Raw genomic sequence first — 17,345 nt, forward strand, 5'->3', positions numbered from 1 at the left:
GTGTTGATCCTTACTCGTTCGGTCAGGTCACTTCTTCAGCGCGCGGCGGAGCCTGCCCGCCGCGCGGCGCAGGAACGTCGAGGCGACGAGGCGCGCGGCGGGGCTCCGCCGCCCGGGGCCCGTCGCCGCAAGGCCGGTGGCGGCATCGGCCGGGCGTCCGACCGTGGCCAGGCCGTCGGCGGAGACGTCGAGCGCCAGCGGAAGGCCGACCGGCGGGATGTCCCCGGCCGTGGGCAGGAGCAGCGCCAGCCGCCACGTGCCGCCCGCCAGCTCACCGATCGGCAGACCCACACTCAACCGAGCCCGGTCGACCGCGCCGACGGTCAGCCCGCCCCGGTCGGACTCACCGGCACTCAGCGTGCCGGGCAGATCGACGAGACGGCCGGTCGCGGCACGGGTGAGTCTCAGGCCCGCCCCGGTCTCTCCCTGGACGTGCACGGGGAGCGCGACAGTGAGGCTGTCCGGCCCGGTTGTCACCGTGACGTCGGCGGGCGCGAGTTCGGTGAACTCGTACGGGATCCTGCCGGTCTTCCCGCCGATGTCGAGCGAGAGGTTGCCGTGCGGATCGGTCCAGTACGGCACCACGACGCGGCCGGGCGGCCCGACGACGGCCGCAGCGCGCCCGCGCCCCGCCTCCTCGCGGCGCACCGAACCGAGGCGGGTCTCCTTGCTCCAGCCGCAGGAGCCGATGCGGATGAGGACATCCCAGACGCCCGCGTCCAGGGGGCCGCCGTTCGCGGCCGACAGCGGGTCGATCCGCGAGGTGGCGCGCAGCACCTGCCGGAAGCGCCCCGCCCCGCTGCCGCCCAGGGCCGCCGGACCGCCCGGACTCTCCAGGCCATGCGCCCCCTCCACGGCGACCTTCTCCCGAGTCAGCTCGACCGGCTGGAAGAACTCCGCGGCGGTCGCGCGCTCGCGCACCACGAGATCCACCCTGGATCTGGCCAACGGGGCCGAGGTGTCCGCGCCGAGCAGGGCGATGGCGTCCAGGCTGGTCCGCGGCAACGGCGGAACGAGCAGGTCCTGGTCGCCGTCGGCGCGGAAGGTGACGGGCTCGCCGCCCGAGGTGTACTCGGCGGTGAAGCGGATGGCCAGTCGCCCGTTCTCCCAGCCGAGGTGTTCCAGGACGGCGGTGGGCCTGATCCCCGCCTCCCACCGGGCGAACTCCTCGATGTCGGCGAGCCGGTCGGCCGCTATCAGGCCCGCCACGATCCGCTGCGTGGGCTGCAGACCGGCCGCGACGCCGGGTCCGAAGCGCTCCAGCACCACCTTGCGCATCTCGGCGAACAGCTCCCGGCGGTAGTCGTCGGGCAGCTTCAGCACGCGCTGTCCGCGCATCCGCTCGACCATCTCGTTGCGCAGCCAGCGGCGGAAGAGCCGGTCGCGCAGCGGGCCGGGCGCGGTGAACCTCTCGACGACGTCGAGGGCTTCACGGAGGTTCTGGAAATAGCCGACCGGGTCGAAGCGCTGGAAGCCCGCGTTCGAGGCGTCCTCGCGCTTGACGTGGTAGTAGCACAGGTAGTCGCTGAGGACGGCGACGTTCTCGGCGCGCAGGTAGGCCTCGGTGACGAAGACGTGGTCCTCCAGGCGGCGGCGCCCCTCCCGGTAGCGGAGTCCGTGCTCGTCCAGGAACGCCTTGCGGAACATCTTGTGCGGGGTGAGGCTGTCGATGAGCGGGGCGTTCTCGACGTTCGCGTGCGGGCGGTTCCTGCGGAACAGTTCGCGCGGGACCGGGCGGCCCTTGCCGGCCATCTTGCCCACGATCACGTCGGCGCCGTTCTTCACGCCGTAGTCGTACATGCGCTCCAGGGCCTCGTCGCCGAGCCAGTCGTCGTTGTCGACGAACTGGATGAACTCCCCCTGGGCGGCGGCGATGCCGACGTTGCGCGGCTTGCCGGACCAGCCGGACCCCTCCTGGTGGACGACGTGCATGTGGGGGTGTTCGGCGGCGAGCCGGTCGAGGCGTGCGGGCGTCTCGTCGGTGGAGCCGTCGTCGACGAAGATCGCCTCGTACTCGTCGTCCGGCAGGCTCTGGCGCAGCAGCGAGGCGATGCAGTCCTCGATGTACGGGCCCGGGTTGTAGACCGGGATCACCACACTCACTTTGATCGGCACGTGACGTCTCACTCCTCCGTTGCTCACTGATGTCGCGAGGACCCCCTCGGGCTCCGCGGTCGGCCCCGGAGCGTCGGCCGGGGGCTCTCGTGGCCGGTGGAAGGCGGGAGGGAACGGCCGTCGGCGGGGTTCCGGCGTCTCGCACGGCTCAACCTACTACATGTTGTAGAGTGCAGCTCCCGGGCCGCCCGGCGCCGGAGGACGCACTCCGCCGACCGGGCCGAGCGCCATCACATCAAAGTGACGCCATACCGGGCTCTTACTCGTAAGAAGTTCACAAAGCGCCCGTAAGGACGCGGCGCACCGTGACCCAGCAAACGGAGGCCGACTTGACAGGACCCAGCGTGCCGCGCATGAAAGCCCTTGTTCTCTCGGGCGGTTCGGGCACCCGCCTGCGCCCGATCACCCACACGTCGGCCAAGCAGTTGGTGCCCGTGGCCAACAAGCCCGTGCTGTTCTACGGACTGGAGGCCATCGCCGAGGCCGGCATCACGGACGTCGGCATCGTCGTCGGCGACACGGCCGATGAGATCCGGCAGGCCGTGGGGGACGGCTCGAAGCTCGGGATCGACGTCACGTACATCCCCCAGGACCAGCCGCTCGGCCTGGCCCACGCGGTGCTCATCGCACGGGAGTTCCTCGGTGACGACGACTTCGTGATGTATCTCGGCGACAACTTCGTCGTCGGCGGCATCACCGGCCTCGTCGACGCGTTCCGCGCGGAACGGCCCGACGCGCAGATCCTGTTGACCCGGGTGCCCGATCCGACGTCGTTCGGTGTCGCCGAACTCGACGCGCACGGACGGGTCAGGAGCCTGGAGGAGAAGCCGCGGCATCCGAAGAGCGACCTCGCGCTGGTGGGGGTGTATCTCTTCACCCCCGCCGTCCACGAGGCCGTCCGTGCCATCGAGCCCTCCTGGCGCGGCGAGTTGGAGATCACGCACGCCATCCAGTGGCTGATCGACCAGGGCAAGGACGTCCGCTCGACCACCGTCTGCGGCTACTGGAAGGACACCGGGAACGTCTCCGACATGCTGGAGGTCAACCGCTCCGTCCTGGAGACACTCCGGCCCGGCGTCGAGGGCACCGTCGACGAGTCCAGCGAGATCATCGGCCGCGTGCGGATCGAGGCCGGTGCCGAGGTCCGTGGATCGCGCATCGTCGGCCCCGCCGTCATCGGCCCCGGTTCGGTGATCCGCGACTCGTACATCGGCCCCTTCACCTCCATCTCCGAGGACTGCCGGATCGAGGACAGCGAGGTCGAGTACTCCATCGTGCTGCGCGAGTCCTCCATCACCGGCGTCCGACGGATCGAGACCTCGCTCATCGGCCGCAACGTCCAGGTCACCCCCGCGCCCCGCAACCCCGCGACCCACCGCCTCGTCCTCGGCGACCACAGCAAGGTGCAGATCTCCTCATGACCAGCAGCACGACCAGCACAATGACCAGCACAGCGACCAGCAGAATCCTGGTGACCGGCGGCGCCGGCTTCATCGGCTCCCACTACGTCCGCACCCTGCTCGGCCCTCAGGGTCCCGGCGACGTGACGATCACCGTCCTCGACAAGCTCACCTACGCGGGCAATCCGGCCAACCTCGACGCCGTACGCACCCACCCCGGCTTCGCGTTCGTCCAGGGCGACATCTGCGACCCCCGGCTGGTCGGGCAGCTGATGGCCGAGCACGACGAGGTCGTCCACTTCGCCGCCGAGTCGCACGTGGACCGATCCATCGACGGGGGCGCGGAGTTCGTCCGCACGAACGTCGTGGGCACGCACACCCTGATCGACGCCGCGCACCGGGCGGGCGTCAGGACGTTCGTCCACATCTCCACCGACGAGGTCTACGGCTCCATCGAGGCGGGATCCTGGCCGGAGACCGACCCGCTGCGGCCCAACTCGCCCTACTCCTCGGCCAAGGCGTCCAGCGATCTCATCGCGCTGTCGTACCACCGCACCCACGGCCTCGACGTGCGGGTGACCCGCTGCTCCAACAACTACGGGCACCACCACTTCCCCGAGAAGGTCGTCCCGCTGTTCGTCACCAACCTGCTGGACGGCAGGAAGGTCCCGCTCTACGGCGACGGCGGCAACGTCCGCGACTGGCTGCACATCGACGACCACGTCCAGGGCATCGAACTGGTGCGCACCAAGGGCCGGGCCGGCGAGGTCTACAACATCGGCGGCGGCACCGAGCTGTCCAACAAGGAACTCACCGCGCTGCTCCTCGAAGCCTGCGGCGCCGGCTGGGACAGCGTCGAACACGTCCAGGACCGTAAGGGCCACGACCGCCGCTACTCAGTGGACTGCACCAAGATCCGCACGGAACTGGGCTACGAACCCCGCAAGGACTTCGCCACCGGCCTCGCCGAGACCGTCGCCTGGTACCGGGACCACCGCGACTGGTGGGAGCCCCTGAAGGAGCGGGCGGCGCTGTGACCTCCACGTGGCTGATCACCGGCGCGGGCGGAATGCTCGCGCAGGACCTCCTGGCCCGGCTGGCGGCGGACGGCGAACGAACCGTCGGCCTGACCCGCGGGGACCTCGACGTCACGGACCCGCGGGCCGTGCACGCCGCCGTCGCGGAGCACCGGCCCGACGTGCTGGTCAACTGCGCCGCCTGGACGGCCGTCGACGACGCGGAGACCCGGGAGACCGAGGCCCGCCGGATCAACGCCGACGGCGCCCGCAACCTGGCGGCGGCCTGTGCCGGGACCGGCACCAGACTGCTCCAGGTCTCCACGGACTACGTCTTCGCGGGCGACGCCGCCTCGCCGTACGCCGAGGACGCCGCGACGGCCCCGCGGAGCGCCTACGGCCGCACCAAACTGGCCGGCGAGCAGGCGGTGCTGACCACGCTCCCCGATGCGGGATACGTGGTGCGCACGGCATGGCTGTACGGCGCGGGCGGCGGCAACTTCGTCCGTACGATGATCGCGCTGGAGCGCGTCAGGGAGACCCTCGACGTCGTCGACGACCAGCGCGGCCAGCCCACGTGGACCGCCGACCTCGCCGACCGCCTGCTGCGCCTCGGGCGCTCCGCGACGGCCGGTGCCGCCCCGGCCAGGATCTACCACGCCACCAGCGGCGGTGACACCACGTGGTACGGCCTCGCCCGGGAGGTCTTCCGGCTGCTCGGCGCGGACCCGGACCGGGTCCGCCCGACCACCGCCGCCGCCTACGCCCGCCCGGCGCCCCGGCCCGCCTACGGCGTCCTCGGCCACGACGGCTGGGCGGCCGCCGGGATCGAGCCGATCCGCGACTGGCGCGAGGCCCTGCGGGAGGCGTTCCCGGCACTGCTCGCCGCCGAGCGCCGGTGACCCGGCACGCCGGGTCCCGCGCGGTGCGGGCCGCGGCCACCTCCGTGGCCGGCCGCCGGGCCGGAACCGGTCAGGGGCCGGTTCAGCCCTGTGCGACACCGGTCAGGGTCCGCTCTCGCCCTGGGCGATCTCGACCCGGTGGTGGAAGTCGGCGATGCCGACCGTCCCGGCGGTGACGGACAGGAGTGTGCAGGCCACCAGGAGGCACGCGGTCCACCGTCCGGCACGCGGGCGCTCCTCCTGAGGTGCCAGGAGGGCGGCGACGCGCTGCGGCACGGGGCCGGTCGTCGCGGCGAGAGCGCCCTCCGGGCGGGTCGAGGGGGCGGCATGGCCGGCGAGAGCGGCGCGGGCGATGGCCGTGGCGAGCAGCCGCCGGTCGCCGACGGTCTCCGCGGCGGCCTCGTCGGCATCGCGCTCGGCGGCGAGGCGGACGGTGTCGCGCATCCCGCGCAGCGCGGGATGGCAGTGCGCGGCGAGTTCGGCCGCGGCCAGGAAGTAGTGGTGGCCGGCCCGGTTGTGCGCCCGCTCGTGGGCGAAGAGGGCCTCGCGTTCGGCGGGTGTCAGGCTGCGCAGCATCGCGGTGGTGACGACGATGCGGTGGGGCCGTCCGGGCAGGGCGTACGCGTCCGGGTGGGGTGATTCGACGACGCACAGGTCACCGGCTGCGGGCCGGCGGCCGGCCTGGGTGCGGGCGCTGCGCAGGGCGCGGGTCTGCCGCAGCGCCGTGCGGGCGAGGGTGAGCGCGCCGAGGGCGAGGACTCCGGTCGCCGCCGCGGCGGCGGGCAGGACGAGGTAGTCCGAGGGGGTGTGCAGGGGGTGGACCAGCTCGCCGAGGGCGGCCAGGGCGGGAATCTTGAGCAGTCCGGTCAGGACGAGGGCGCCGAGGGCGGCGACACAGGCCCCCGCCAGAGCGAGGGCCGAGGCGGTGAGGACGCGCAGCGCGCCGACGGGCGCGAGACGGGCGAGGGTCCGGCGGGCCAGCGGCGGCGCGAGGAAGGGCAGGATCAGCGGAAGCAGCAGCAGGGCCGTCATCGGCCGTCACCGTCCAGGAGCTGGCGCAGGACCTGTTCGTCGCCGCGGCTGAGCTGGGCGACGAAGCGGGCCAGGACCGTCTCCCGGTCGGCGTCCCGGTCGAGCTCGGTGTGCATGCGCCGGGCGGTCAGGCCCTGGGCGTCCTGCACGGGGACGTAGGCGTAGCCGCGCCCCTGCCGCTCGCGTCTGACGACGCCCTTCTCGTGCAGTCGGGCCAGTGCCGTCGCCACCGTGGTCCGCGCCAGGTCCCAGCCGAGTTCGCTCTGCACCCGGCCGGGCGTGAGCGGGGCCCCGGCCGCCCACAGCGCGGCCATGACGGCGGCTTCCAGCTCGCCCGCAGGCCGCCTCTCGTCCCGTGCGTCGGTCATGGGAACGTCCCTCACTCCACCGTCGTCTACAGTGACGTAGACCGTCTACAGGATTGTAGTCGCTCGTCGGGTGCCGCCGTTGCGCCGCGCCCGACGCTCACGAGGAACGACGAAAGGGCTCCCGACGATGACCACAGCCGTACACCTATCGTCGCAGCTCGCCGGAAACGTCCTGGACGCGCGCGCGCCGCTGCCGGCCTTGGGCGCGCTGGACGTGCCCTCGCCGCTGTCGGCCTTCGGCGTGCCGGGCGCGGGGGTGGTGACGCTCGCCGCGACCGGCCCGCCCTCCGGATCCCTCCGGCCGGACGACGCTCCCGGGACGCGCGCCGGGATCGCCCGCACCGCGTGGTGGGCCGCGGCGGCGAAGGCGGCCCGCGGATGATCCCCGCCCTCGACGGCTCGTCGGTCGACGGCCCGGCCTACACCGACGTGGTGGACCTGGCCCGGCACGCTCCCACCTGGCTCGACGACACCGTGTCGGCGTGGTCGACGTACGGTCTGGCCCTGTTCGCCGTCCTCATGGCCGTCGCCTGGTGGCGGGCCCGGCGGGCGAGCGGCGCCGCGTCGGTGACGGCCCTCGCCGTGCCGTTCGTCGTGGTCGTCGCCTACGGGGCGGACGCGGCGCTGAAGCTGCTGGTGCGCGAGGACCGACCCTGCCGCAGCCTGCGGGTGGTCACGCTGGAAGCCTGTCCGGCACCCGGCGACTGGTCCTTCCCCAGCAACCACGCGGCCGTCGCCGCCGCCGCGGCCGTCGCCCTGCTCTTCGTCTCCCGCCGCCTCGGCCGGGTCGCCCTGATCGCCGCCGGGGCGATGGCGGCCTCGCGGGTCTGGGTCGGCGCCCACTACCCCCACGACGTGCTCGCGGGAGTCCTGACCGGTGCCCTGACCGTGCTGCTCGTCATGCCGGTGGTGCGCAGGCACGCCGGGGCGCTGGCCGACCGGCTCGCCGCCACCCGGCTGCACAGGCTGCTGGCGGCGTCGTGAAACGCGGGGACGTCACCGAACTGGCCGGCAGCTGCGGCCTCGGCGCGTGGACGGCGTTCGCCGTGCTGACGATGGTCGAGGTGGGCCACGCCGGCGCGCCGCTGTTCGCCGACCACGACCTGTCGGCCTGGTCCGCCGGTCGTCGTCCGGACGTGGCGGTGGCATTCGCCCACGGGCTGACCGCCACCGCCACGGGTGTCGTCCCGTACGCCCTGGCGGCGCTCGCCGGGATCATCGCGGGCCGCACCCCGCGCCGACGCGCGCTCGCCGTCGCGCTCTGCCTGGCCTACCTCGGCACGGGCCGGCTCCTGGAGTACGCGGCGACGGCGTCGGTCGCCCGGCCGCGCCCACCGGCGGCGGGCTGGGACGCGCATGCCTCGGGCTGGGCGTTCCCGTCCGGCCCCGCCACCACGGCGGCCCTCACCGCGGGACTGCTGATATGCGCGGTCTGCGTGCGCCGCCCACGGGGCAGGATCCCGCTGGCCCTCGCCATCGGCGGATGGGGCGCGCTGGTCGGGCTGACCGGCGTCTACCTCGGCGTGCACTGGTTCACCGATGTCGTCGGCGGCTGGCTGTTCGCCCTCGGCTGGCTGGGCGTGTGCCTGTGCGCCGTCGTGAGGTGGCTGCCAGAGCCGTGGAACCCGGGCACGACGGAGCCGGACGCGAGGCACGCAGGAGCCGACGGCCTCCAAGCCTCCTGCTGAGCAGGGAAACAGAGAACTGTCGGGGTACTAGCAAGGATCTGCCGGTGGCTTTCATTGTGGTGTGCGAGGACGATCACGCCGTCCGTGACGTCCTCAAGCGCGCGCTCGAACACGACGGGCACTCGATCGCGGTCACCGCCACGGCGGACGGTCTGCTGCGGCGCCTCGATCCGGCCCCGCACCTGATCGTCCTGGATCTCGGACTCCCGGACGCCGACGGCCGCGATGTCTGCCTGGCGCTGCGGGCACGTGGCATCGACAGCCCGGTGCTGATGCTCACCGCGCTGGACGGCGTGCATCACAAGGTGGGCGGCTTCGAGGCGGGAGCCGACGACTACCTGACGAAGCCGTTCGACATCCCCGAACTGCTGGCGCGGGTCCGCGCCCTGCTGCGCAGGACGACCGCGACGACGCCGCCGAGAGGCGTCGTCCTCGATCCGGCGAGACATGTCGTGCTCCACGGTTCGACGAGCAAGAGTCTCACGCCGACCGAGTTCCGGCTGTTGGGCAGGCTCATCGCTTCGCCGGGCGACGCGGTGCGCCGGCACGCCCTTGTCGCCGCCGGCTGGCCGCACGGCGCTCATGTCAGCGACAACACCCTCGACTCGTACGTGCGTCGGCTGCGGACCAAGCTCGGGGCGCTGGGCGTGGCCGAACGCCTCGGGACCGTCCGCGGGGTGGGCTACCGATGGGAGTGACGGGCTTTCGCGAGCGGGTCGTCGCGCTCGCGGTGCTGATCGCGACGGCGGTGGTCGCGGTCCTGGTGGTGGTGTCGCACGTCTTGCTGAGCCAGGTGACCGACGCCGACGCGAGCGCTCTGGCGCACTCGCGTGCGGAGGCGGTGGCGGCGAACGTGGCCGAGCGCCACGGCCACGTCGTACTGATCGAGGGCGGCAACGAAGCGCTGGACACGGTCTCGTGGGTGTATGCCGACGGAACCCTCGTCGACGGGATCGTGCCGCACGGCGTGCTCGACCGGGTCGAGGCGCTGGCCGGCTCCGAGCGGTCCCGGACCACCACGGCCGGACGGTACCTTCTGCATGCCGAGCCGGTCCGGCTGGCGGGCCACCGCGTCGTGGCGGTCGTACGGGTGGATCTGACGCCGTACGAGACGTCGGAGCGGCGCAGCCTGACCCTCTCGCTCGTCCTGGGCGGCATCTCGATCCTGCTCGCGGGCGTCGTCGCGCATCTCGTGGTGCGCCGGGCGCTGCGGGTGGTGCACGAGATGGCCGCGCTCGCCGACGACTGGGGCGACCACGAACCCGGGCGCCGCTTCGACCTCGGCGTTCCCCGCGACGAGTTCGGGGAACTCGGACGAACCCTCGACCGGCTGCTCGACCGCGTGGACAACGCCCTCGCCGACGAGCGCCGGCTCACCGACGAGATCGCCCACGAGCTGCGGACGCCGCTGACGGTCCTGCGGGGCGAGGCGCAGTTGGCGCAGCTCTCCGGTCACCCGGTGACACCGGGCTCCGTGCTGACCGAGGTCGACCGCCTCGACACGGCCATCACGACGATTCTGGGGACGGCCCGGACCCGGATCGACGGCGCGACCCGCTGCGATCTCAGGGCGGCGGCGCGCCGGGCCATCGCGGGGCGCTCGGTCGAACTCGCCGTCCCGGACGACATCGACGTCGCCGTGGCGGCCGAACTCGTCGTGGCGGTGTTGTCGCCCCTGCTGGAGAACGGCTTGCGCCATACGCGTTCGCGCGTGTGGGTCACGGCGCGGGTCCGGCCCCAGGGGGTCGTCGTCGATGTCCTCGACGACGGTCCCGGGTTCGCTCCGGCGGAGGTGGACCAGGTCTTCGAGGCGGGCGTGACCAGCGGAGACGGGCACGGGCTGGGGCTGGCGGTGGTGCGGCGCCTCGCCGCGTCCGCGGGCCTGGCGGTCCGGGCGGTCGCGGACGGCCACGGCCGCGTCGAGGTGACCTTCCCCGCGCCGGAGGCGCTCGCGCAGTCAGGTTGTGTGCAGGTTGTCCGGGCCAACCTCGGCGCATGACAACGACGAGCGAGGCCCGCACGCGCCGCGGCGGGCGTCTGATGCTGAACAAGGTTCCCGAGGTCACCGTCTGGTTCTGGGTGATCAAGATCCTCTGCACCACCGTCGGGGAGAGCTTCGCCGACTGGATCAACATGAAGCTGGGCGTCGGCCTGGTGAACACGGCATGGATCTTCACCGGCGTGTTCGTGGTGGTCCTGGCCGTCCAGCTGCGGCTGAAGCGGTACGTCCCGTTCCCGTACTGGCTGACCGTGGTCGTCGTCAGTGTCACGGGCACGCTGTACACCGACATCCTGACCGACCAGCTCAACGTGGCACTGTGGATCAGCACCGCGGTGTTCTCGGTCCTGCTCGCCGTGGTCTTCGGCGTGTGGTGGCTGCGCGAGCGGACGCTTTCGATCCACGCGGTCACGACGCCGTCGCGTGAGTCGTTCTACTGGCTCACCGTTCTCGTCACCTTCGCGCTCGGCACCGCGACGGGCGACTGGACCCTCGAACTCACCGGCTGGAGCCCCGGCGTCTCGGTCCTGCTGCCGCTGGGCCTCATCGCGTCGGTCACGCTGTTCCGGAAGTTCGGCGCGAACCCCGTGCTGTCCTTCTGGCTCGCCTACATCCTGACCCGCCCGCTGGGCGCCAATATCGGCGACTGGCTCGCCTCCCCGAAGGTCGCCCAGCCGGGCGAACCGACCGGCCTCGCCCTGGGCACCTTCACCACCAGCCTGATCTTCCTCGGCCTGATCCTGGCCACCGTCCTCTACCTGACGGTGACGCGCTCCGACGTGACCGAGACCTACGAGGCCTCCCACACCCCGCAGGCCATCGCCGACCCGCGCAGGGAACGCGTCGCACTGGCGGGCTTCGCGCTGCTCGCCGTGGCGACCGGGGCCCTGCTGTTCTGGGCGCACGGCCGGCCGCACGTCGGACCTGCGCCGGAGGAGGACGCCACCTCCACGGTGCACCTCGCGCCCGGCGTCGCCGTACAGAAGTTCCCGTCCCCGAAGGTCGACGCGCTGCGGACGCTCGCCTCGACCGCACTGAAGGACGCGCGGTCGGGGAACGCGGCCGGGGCCCACAAGGCCGCGCAGTCGCTGCGCGACCTCTGGGACGCCGACCAGGCCTCGCTGCAGCCGCTGGACAACACCGGCTGGACGTTCCTGGACGCACAGATGGACCAGGTCCTGAAGACCTTCGGCATCGACCACTCGAACCCGCCGATGTCCCCGGCACACCAGGAGGCCGAACTCCGCACGCTCCTCACCGACATGAGCTGAGGGCCCCGCCGAGCCGACGGAGACTCCCCGGCGCCTCCGAGGCCGACCGGATCGCGCTCGCCCACGATCAGCCCCCGCCCCGCCCCCGTCGTCAGGGAACCAGAACCACCTTGCCGAGGTTGCGGCGGGACTCGATGATCGCGTGGGCGCGGGCCGCCTCGGCGAGCGGGATCTCGGCGAACACCCGGGGGGAGAGCGCGCCGTCGCGGTGGAGTTCCCAGAGCTCGTCGCGCCGGCGCGCGTACGTCTCCGGCTCGCCCCGGGCGACGGCCGCCATCTGGAAGCCGATGACGGAGGCGCTCCGGACGAGCAGTTCGTACGCGTCGACGGTGCCGCCGCCCGAACTGAAGGCGACCAGACGGCCGCCGGGGGCCAGGGCGCGCACCGCGGGCCCGAGGACTTCGCCGCCGACGCCGTCGAGGACGACATCGACCGGATCGCCCCAGGACGCGTCGTCGTACCGTACGACCTCGTCGGCCCCGAGCGCGCGGACGTACGCCTCCTTGGCGGCGCTGCCGACGGCCGCGACCACGCGGGAGGCGCCGTCCGCCTTCGCGTACTGCACGGCGAGGGTGCCGACCGCGCTGGCCGCGGCGGTGACCAGCACGGCGTCGCCTGGGCGGGGGCGCCCCGCCGCGTAGGCGCTGAGCGCCACCAGGCCGCTGCGGACGAGGGCCACGGCGTCGACGGCACTCGCCCGGTCGGGAACGGCCGAGGCCATCGCCTGGTGGACGACGGCCAGTTCGGCGTATCCGTGGGAGAAGCAGAGCCCGGTGACGCGGTCCCCCACGGCGAATCCGGTGACACCGTCGCCCAGGGCGACGACGGTGCCCGCCACCTCGCCGCCCAGCGACACGGGCGCGACCGCCTCCCGCACCTTCCGTACGAGCGGGAGCGTGACCCCGATCGCCTCGGTGCGCACGAGCAGCTCACCGGGGCCGGGGTCCGGGACGGGGGCCTCCTCGATGACGAGGGCTTCGGGGCCGCCATCGGGCTGGTGCCGGACGCGACGCATGAACACCTCCAGGTGGGACACGAGGAATGGAATCATTGGGAGTTCCAACGGATGCCAGCGTAGCGCCGAACCATTGGGAAGCCCAATGGTTTCTGGGATAGCCTGCACCCATGACCCGCGCCGAACCCTCGCGCGCCCTGACGCACATCCAGTCCCTGCCGAGCTGGCTCGCCGGCCGGGTGGCGGCGCGCGGCCGCGACCTGGTCGCCCACGCGATCGCCGAGGAGGGACTGAAGCTGACCCATCACGCCGTCCTTGCCGCGGTGTGCGAACACGGCCCCGTCGCCCAGGCGGACCTCGTGCGCCGACTGGGCTTCGACCCGAAGGACGTGGTCCTCCTGGTCAACCACCTGGAGAACGCCGGACTCGCCGTGCGCGCGCCCGACCCACGGGACCGCCGAAAGAACGCGGTGACCATCACGCCCGCGGGTGTACGGACCCTGCAACGGTGCGCGGAGCTGGCCGAGCGCGCCAACGCCGAGCTGCTGGCACCGCTCAGCGAGACGGAGGGCCGGCAGCTGATGGAGCTGATGAACCGGGTGTACGAGGCCTGACCGGCCTGGGCCTGTCTGGCAATTCCCCGGTCCGGCGCGACCCGCCGCGAGCCGCCGGGGCAGCGCGCGCACACGCGCCTGGCGCCCCGTCCGGCCTCGGCGGCGTCCTACTTGCTGACGGCGAAACGCATCAGCGCGTGCTCGTCCCCCTGCTTGATCTTGCCCGTCGTGTTGATCACCTCGAGCTTCCAACCGGAGCCGACCCTCATCGCCTTGGCCACGGCGCAGCCGTTGTCCTGCGTGAGCAGGCTCGGCCAGATGTCGGCGACCTGCTGGGAGCTGCCGCCGGTCGCGTCGTAGACCTTGAAGCTGATGTTGCGCGCCATCTGGAAGGAACTGCCCTTCTTGAACGCGGCGGCGACGAACACGATCGACGTGATGTTGGGCGGTATGCGGCCGAACTCGACGGTCACCGTCTCGTCGTCACCGTCACCGTGCCCGGTCTGGTTGTCACCACTGTGCAGGAGCGAGCCGTTGCCCATGGGGTCGAGCGAGTCGAGCCCTGCGAGGCGGACCGGGTCCCCGCCCTGCATGGCGATGGCGATCAGATCGAGGTCGGTGCCCTTCTTGCGACGCAGCTTTCCCATCATCCCGCCGCTGGCACCGGCCGTGGGATCCCAGGAGACCCCGAGGGACAGGTGGGTCACTCCGTCCAGGTCCGCCGGGCCGTCTTCCTTGGTGAGCGTGATCATATGTGGCCGATCCTCATGTCATGGGGACTACAACACCCAAAGTGTGCCTGGCCCCCTCGCGGTCCCGGGTGACGGGTCCTCGTGAACGCACACGACCGGTGCACGCACCCGTTCCACGCACCCGCTCCGGGCGAGACTGCCGGTCGGCCCGGGCGTCTGTCGATGCCCCGGTCCACCGCAACCGGCCGGACCACGTACGCACGCCGTCGGGTGCCGTACTAGGTACAAGTACCGATGTCGGGCGGGCGCCTGTGGCACAGAGTGAGGCAGGGCCGCCGACGTGACGTGCGCGGCCCACGACCACTGCGAGCCGAGGCGGCGCCATGAACTCCCCGAACCCGAACCCTCCTTCTCTCCCTCCCGGCTTCGGGTCCCCTCCGCTCCAGCCCGGCTTCGGACCTCCCGCGCCTCAGCCCGGGTTCGGGCCGCCGCTGCCGCTTCGGCGGTCGCCGGCCGAGGTGACGTTCGCCGTGGTGTCGGGGCTGCTGCTGGGGGCGTCCGCCCTCCTCAACGGGGCACTGCTCTTCCTGTTCTGCTTTCTCGGCGACGGCTGCGGGAACACGGACCACCCCCCGGCCTGCGACAGCGACGGCTGGGCGAGTGTGGCCTTCTTCGGTCCCTGGGTCTCGCTGGCGGTGGCCGGGACCGTCATGGCCCTCTGCCTTCGCTGGGCCCAGCGGCGGGGCCGTACACCATGGCTGGCCCTCCTCTCGGCCGCGCTCGTCCACGGCACCGGGCTGTGCCTCGTCTTCTACAGCTTCTGGGGATAGCCAGGGACCGGCCCGTCCGGCAGTTCAGCGGCGCAGGCAGACGAACTGGGGTGTCAGCCGCGTGACGCGGTGGGCGGGATCGGGGTCAGGAGGCCTCGGGCGTGGATCGAGGGGAGGGACAGGGTGCGGTAGCCGACGCTCTCGAACAGGACCGTGATCCTGTCGCCGTCCTCGCTCATCACCTCGCCCTCGCCCCATCTGCCGTGCCCGACCCGGGTGCCGGGCGGGAAGGCGCCGTCGGCCGGCGCGGGGGCCAGGGGGTCGGGGTCCGTGCCGGAGAGGACGTCTCCGGCACGGGTGGGCACCTCGGTCGCATGCCGTGTCCGGGCGCACATGTCGCAGCCGGCGCAGCCGTCCGCCGGCAGGGTCTCTCCGAAGTAGCCGAGCAGGTGGCGCCGGCGGCAGCCGCTCGTCTCCGCGTACGCCCGCATCATCTCCACCCGGGACCGTTCGAGACTGACCCGGGCGGAAGCGATGCGCAGGGCCTCGTGGACGCAGGCGTCCCGGGACGCGCCGGGCACGGCCCGGACACCTCCGCGCTGCCGCACGCGCACCGCCCCCGCCTCCTCCAGCAGGTGCAGCAGCGACGTGAGCGGCGTCGGGGACAGCCCGGTGCGCTCGCGCAGAGCGGTCGCCGTGACCGCTCCCCGGTGCTCGCGGACCGCGTCGATCAGGTCTCCCAGCACCTCGGGATCAGGGGGCGTTCCGGTCCGGAACCGCTGCACACCGAGGTCCTCGGGCCGGTACGCGAGGATCGCCCGCGCCGGTTCGCCGTCGCGGCCCGCCCGGCCGATCTCCTGGTAGTACGTGTCGAGGGAACCCGGCACCGACGCGTGCAGCACGAAGCGGATGTCGGGCTTGTCGATGCCCATGCCGAACGCGGAGGTCGCGACGACCACGTCGAGCGCGCCGTCCCGGAAGCGGTCGTGCGTGCGCGAACGCTCCCCCGCCGACAGCCCCGCGTGATACGGGGCGCTGTCGAAACCCAGCGCGGCCAGTTCCTTCGCGTACTCCTCGGCCTCGCGCCGCGTCCCCGCGTAGACGATGCCGGGCTTGGCCTCGGCCGCCGCCCGTTCCACCACCCACCGGCGCTTGTGCGCGTTCTCCCGGTGCCGTACGACCTCCAGCGAGATGTTGCGGCGGTCGAACCCCGCCACCACCTCGTACGGCTCGTTCATCCCGAGCCGCTCCACGACGTCCGCCCGGACCGGGGGCGCCGCGCTGGCCGTGAGCGCGAGGAGCGGGGGCCCGCCGATGCGTGCGCGGACATGGCGCAGGGACAGGTAGTCGGGGCGGAAGTCGTACCCCCACGTGGACACGCAGTGGGCCTCGTCGACCACCAGGAGCGCGGGCGCGGCCGCCGCTATCCGCGCGATCACCTCGTCCTTCGCGAGCTGCTCGGGCGAGACGAACAGGAAGTCCAGCCGGCCCGCGCGCACGCGGTCCCACACGGCCTCGTTGTCCCGCGCGCCCTGCGCGGAGTTGACGGCGGAGGCGCCGCGCCCCTCGATCCGCGCGAGATGGGCGACCTGGTCGCGCTGGAGTGCGATCAGCGGCGAGACCACGACGGTCGGTCCCGTCAGCAGCACGCCCGGCACCTGGTACACGGCGGACTTCCCCGCGCCCGTCGGCATCACCACGACGGTGTCGCGCCCCTGCATCACCGCCGTCATGGCGTCGAGTTGGGACGGCCGCAGCCGCTCCCAGCCGAACACCTCACCGGCGCACCGCCGCAGGCGCTTCTTGAGGGACCTGGTCCTGAAGTATCCGGCCCTGACGTATCCAGCCCTGACGTGTCCGGCCCTGACGCGCATGGCACTCCTGACGCTGCTCTCCGGCGGGTTCGGGCGCTCGTATACCCCCGGCGGCACGGATCACGGCCCTCCGGCGACAGCGCGGTGCCGCGTCCTCGGGGCGCGGACCGATTTTCGAGCCGGGCCGGATGAGTTGGCCGTGACGGGGCACCCGATCGCCATCAGCACACCACTACGCCAGGAGGCCCCTCGTGATCGCACTCGGCATCATCCTGCTTGTCGTCGGTTTCCTCACCGGCGTATCGATCCTGTGGACCCTCGGCGTCATTCTGGCCGTGGTCGGCGCCGTCTTCTGGCTCATGGGATCCACGGGCCACGCGGTCGCCGGCCGACGCCACTACTGGTGACCGGCCGCCGTCCTCGACGGCCCTCACCGGCCTTGTCCGTCGTCGGACCCGGCGGCGGAGCAGGGCTCCCGACGCACCGTCGAGCGCGAACGGCACGCGGCCGGAGGGGAGTCGGACGCGTGCCGCGTTCGCGGCACTATCGTTCCTGCGGGGTCACCCGGTCCCGTGCGCGGTGACGCGACGCCGAACCGGGCCCGGCAGGGCGACACGCGCTGACACGGTGGCCGACGCCGACTCCGGGACCGTCGACAGCGGGATCCGCCAGGCCTCAGCGGCGGCCTTACGCTCCGCCGAGGCGTCCGGCACGGCTGCCCTTCGCTCCGCCCGCGTGTCCGTCACGGCCGCCAGCGGTGCCCGCAGGT

The 17,345-nt window shown here is 72.7% G+C and carries 18 protein-coding genes; 12 read left to right on the plus strand and 6 right to left on the minus strand.

The features are described from left to right. Positions 1-27 precede the first annotated feature (27 nt). Positions 28-2,115: a glycosyltransferase family 2 protein gene (locus WN71_RS31650; protein ID WP_046583826.1), complete on the minus strand. Its 2,088-nt coding sequence runs from the start codon at positions 2,113-2,115 to the stop codon at positions 28-30. A gap of 353 nt (positions 2,116-2,468) precedes the next feature. On the opposite strand from WN71_RS31650, the gene WN71_RS31655 reads away from it, so the two are divergent. From WN71_RS31655 to rfbD, 3 genes are read left to right on the plus strand one after another with little or no spacing between them, the layout of a single operon-like run. Next, complete coding sequence (locus WN71_RS31655) at positions 2,469-3,536, plus strand: glucose-1-phosphate thymidylyltransferase (RefSeq protein WP_046583825.1); 1,068 nt, start codon at positions 2,469-2,471, stop codon at positions 3,534-3,536. After that, positions 3,533-4,552: a dTDP-glucose 4,6-dehydratase gene (gene rfbB, locus WN71_RS31660; protein ID WP_420856546.1), complete on the plus strand. Its 1,020-nt coding sequence runs from the start codon at positions 3,533-3,535 to the stop codon at positions 4,550-4,552. Before WN71_RS31655 ends, rfbB begins: the two co-directional genes overlap by 4 nt. A 32-nt stretch (positions 4,553-4,584) precedes the next feature. Beyond that, positions 4,585-5,433, plus strand: coding sequence for a dTDP-4-dehydrorhamnose reductase (gene rfbD / locus WN71_RS31665; protein WP_420856548.1), 849 nt, complete (start codon positions 4,585-4,587; stop codon positions 5,431-5,433). Between the two features lie 102 nt (positions 5,434-5,535). Here the strand turns inward: rfbD and WN71_RS31670 are convergent, their stop codons facing one another. After that, a complete protein-coding gene (locus WN71_RS31670; RefSeq protein ID WP_046583822.1) occupies positions 5,536-6,465 on the minus strand; it encodes a M48 family metalloprotease in 930 nt (309 codons plus the stop codon). Beyond that, positions 6,462-6,833 carry a BlaI/MecI/CopY family transcriptional regulator gene (locus WN71_RS31675; RefSeq protein WP_046583821.1) on the minus strand — a complete coding sequence of 124 codons (372 nt, stop codon included), beginning with the start codon at positions 6,831-6,833 and terminating at the stop codon, positions 6,462-6,464. The genes WN71_RS31670 and WN71_RS31675 overlap by 4 nt, the downstream gene beginning before the upstream one ends. Before the next feature lie 127 nt (positions 6,834-6,960). On the opposite strand from WN71_RS31675, the gene WN71_RS31680 reads away from it, so the two are divergent. Genes WN71_RS31680 through WN71_RS31705 form a run of 6 tightly spaced genes read left to right on the plus strand, consistent with a single transcriptional unit; the run spans position 6,961 to position 11,791 of the window. Next, on the plus strand, positions 6,961-7,215 hold the full coding sequence (locus tag WN71_RS31680; protein ID WP_046583820.1) for a hypothetical protein: 255 nt from the start codon (positions 6,961-6,963) through the stop codon (positions 7,213-7,215). After that, complete coding sequence (locus WN71_RS31685) at positions 7,212-7,817, plus strand: phosphatase PAP2 family protein (RefSeq protein ID WP_046583924.1); 606 nt, start codon at positions 7,212-7,214, stop codon at positions 7,815-7,817. Before WN71_RS31680 ends, WN71_RS31685 begins: the two co-directional genes overlap by 4 nt. Further along, positions 7,814-8,521, plus strand: coding sequence for a phosphatase PAP2 family protein (locus tag WN71_RS31690; RefSeq protein WP_046583819.1), 708 nt, complete (start codon positions 7,814-7,816; stop codon positions 8,519-8,521). Before WN71_RS31685 ends, WN71_RS31690 begins: the two co-directional genes overlap by 4 nt. Positions 8,522-8,565: 44 nt before the next feature. Further along, positions 8,566-9,219: a response regulator transcription factor gene (locus WN71_RS31695; protein WP_046583818.1), complete on the plus strand. Its 654-nt coding sequence runs from the start codon at positions 8,566-8,568 to the stop codon at positions 9,217-9,219. Continuing rightward, entirely contained in the window at positions 9,210-10,520 is a 1,311-nt protein-coding gene (locus WN71_RS31700) for a sensor histidine kinase (RefSeq protein WP_046583817.1), read from the plus strand. The genes WN71_RS31695 and WN71_RS31700 overlap by 10 nt, the downstream gene beginning before the upstream one ends. Beyond that, the gene (locus WN71_RS31705) at positions 10,517-11,791 is read left to right on the plus strand and encodes a COG4705 family protein (protein ID WP_046583816.1); all 1,275 of its coding nucleotides are present in this window, start codon (positions 10,517-10,519) and stop codon (positions 11,789-11,791) included. The genes WN71_RS31700 and WN71_RS31705 overlap by 4 nt, the downstream gene beginning before the upstream one ends. A gap of 91 nt (positions 11,792-11,882) precedes the next feature. Here WN71_RS31705 and WN71_RS31710 read toward each other — a convergent pair whose 3' ends face one another. Continuing rightward, on the minus strand, positions 11,883-12,806 hold the full coding sequence (locus WN71_RS31710) for a quinone oxidoreductase family protein (protein WP_046583923.1): 924 nt from the start codon (positions 12,804-12,806) through the stop codon (positions 11,883-11,885). A gap of 110 nt (positions 12,807-12,916) precedes the next feature. On the opposite strand from WN71_RS31710, the gene WN71_RS31715 reads away from it, so the two are divergent. Beyond that, complete coding sequence (locus tag WN71_RS31715; protein ID WP_046583815.1) at positions 12,917-13,360, plus strand: MarR family winged helix-turn-helix transcriptional regulator; 444 nt, start codon at positions 12,917-12,919, stop codon at positions 13,358-13,360. Positions 13,361-13,467: 107 nt separating this feature from the next. On the opposite strand, the gene WN71_RS31720 is transcribed toward WN71_RS31715, so the two are convergent. Next, on the minus strand, positions 13,468-14,052 hold the full coding sequence (locus tag WN71_RS31720) for a TerD family protein (protein ID WP_046583814.1): 585 nt from the start codon (positions 14,050-14,052) through the stop codon (positions 13,468-13,470). 458 nt (positions 14,053-14,510) lie between these two features. Between WN71_RS31720 and WN71_RS31725 the strand changes: the two genes are divergently transcribed. Continuing rightward, the gene (locus tag WN71_RS31725; RefSeq protein ID WP_046583813.1) at positions 14,511-14,822 is read left to right on the plus strand and encodes a hypothetical protein; all 312 of its coding nucleotides are present in this window, start codon (positions 14,511-14,513) and stop codon (positions 14,820-14,822) included. 53 nt (positions 14,823-14,875) lie between these two features. Here the strand turns inward: WN71_RS31725 and WN71_RS31730 are convergent, their stop codons facing one another. Next, a complete protein-coding gene (locus tag WN71_RS31730; protein WP_046583812.1) occupies positions 14,876-16,636 on the minus strand; it encodes a RecQ family ATP-dependent DNA helicase in 1,761 nt (586 codons plus the stop codon). 191 nt (positions 16,637-16,827) lie between these two features. Between WN71_RS31730 and WN71_RS41590 the strand changes: the two genes are divergently transcribed. Next, positions 16,828-16,983 (plus strand): DUF6131 family protein, encoded by a 156-nt coding sequence (locus WN71_RS41590; protein WP_143074894.1) that lies wholly within the window; start codon positions 16,828-16,830, stop codon positions 16,981-16,983. Positions 16,984-17,345: the final 362 nt, after the last annotated feature.

The organism is Streptomyces mangrovisoli (assembly GCF_000974985.2).
Classification (GTDB): domain Bacteria; phylum Actinomycetota; class Actinomycetes; order Streptomycetales; family Streptomycetaceae; genus Streptomyces; species Streptomyces mangrovisoli.

Coding starts and splice junctions, on each gene's coding strand:
- WN71_RS31675 (WP_046583821.1), bottom strand. CDS start 6,833: ATGACCGACGCACGGGACGAGAGGCGGCCTGCGGGCGAGCTGGAAGCC.
- WN71_RS31715 (WP_046583815.1), top strand. CDS start 12,917: ATGACCCGCGCCGAACCCTCGCGCGCCCTGACGCACATCCAGTCCCTG.
- WN71_RS31700 (WP_046583817.1), top strand. CDS start 9,210: ATGGGAGTGACGGGCTTTCGCGAGCGGGTCGTCGCGCTCGCGGTGCTG.
- rfbB (WP_420856546.1), top strand. CDS start 3,533: ATGACCAGCAGCACGACCAGCACAATGACCAGCACAGCGACCAGCAGA.
- rfbD (WP_420856548.1), top strand. CDS start 4,585: ATGCTCGCGCAGGACCTCCTGGCCCGGCTGGCGGCGGACGGCGAACGA.
- WN71_RS31730 (WP_046583812.1), bottom strand. CDS start 16,636: ATGCGCGTCAGGGCCGGACACGTCAGGGCTGGATACGTCAGGGCCGGA.
- WN71_RS31705 (WP_046583816.1), top strand. CDS start 10,517: ATGACAACGACGAGCGAGGCCCGCACGCGCCGCGGCGGGCGTCTGATG.
- WN71_RS31685 (WP_046583924.1), top strand. CDS start 7,212: ATGATCCCCGCCCTCGACGGCTCGTCGGTCGACGGCCCGGCCTACACC.
- WN71_RS31710 (WP_046583923.1), bottom strand. CDS start 12,806: ATGCGTCGCGTCCGGCACCAGCCCGATGGCGGCCCCGAAGCCCTCGTC.
- WN71_RS31655 (WP_046583825.1), top strand. CDS start 2,469: ATGAAAGCCCTTGTTCTCTCGGGCGGTTCGGGCACCCGCCTGCGCCCG.
- WN71_RS31720 (WP_046583814.1), bottom strand. CDS start 14,052: ATGATCACGCTCACCAAGGAAGACGGCCCGGCGGACCTGGACGGAGTG.
- WN71_RS31670 (WP_046583822.1), bottom strand. CDS start 6,465: ATGACGGCCCTGCTGCTGCTTCCGCTGATCCTGCCCTTCCTCGCGCCG.
- WN71_RS31680 (WP_046583820.1), top strand. CDS start 6,961: ATGACCACAGCCGTACACCTATCGTCGCAGCTCGCCGGAAACGTCCTG.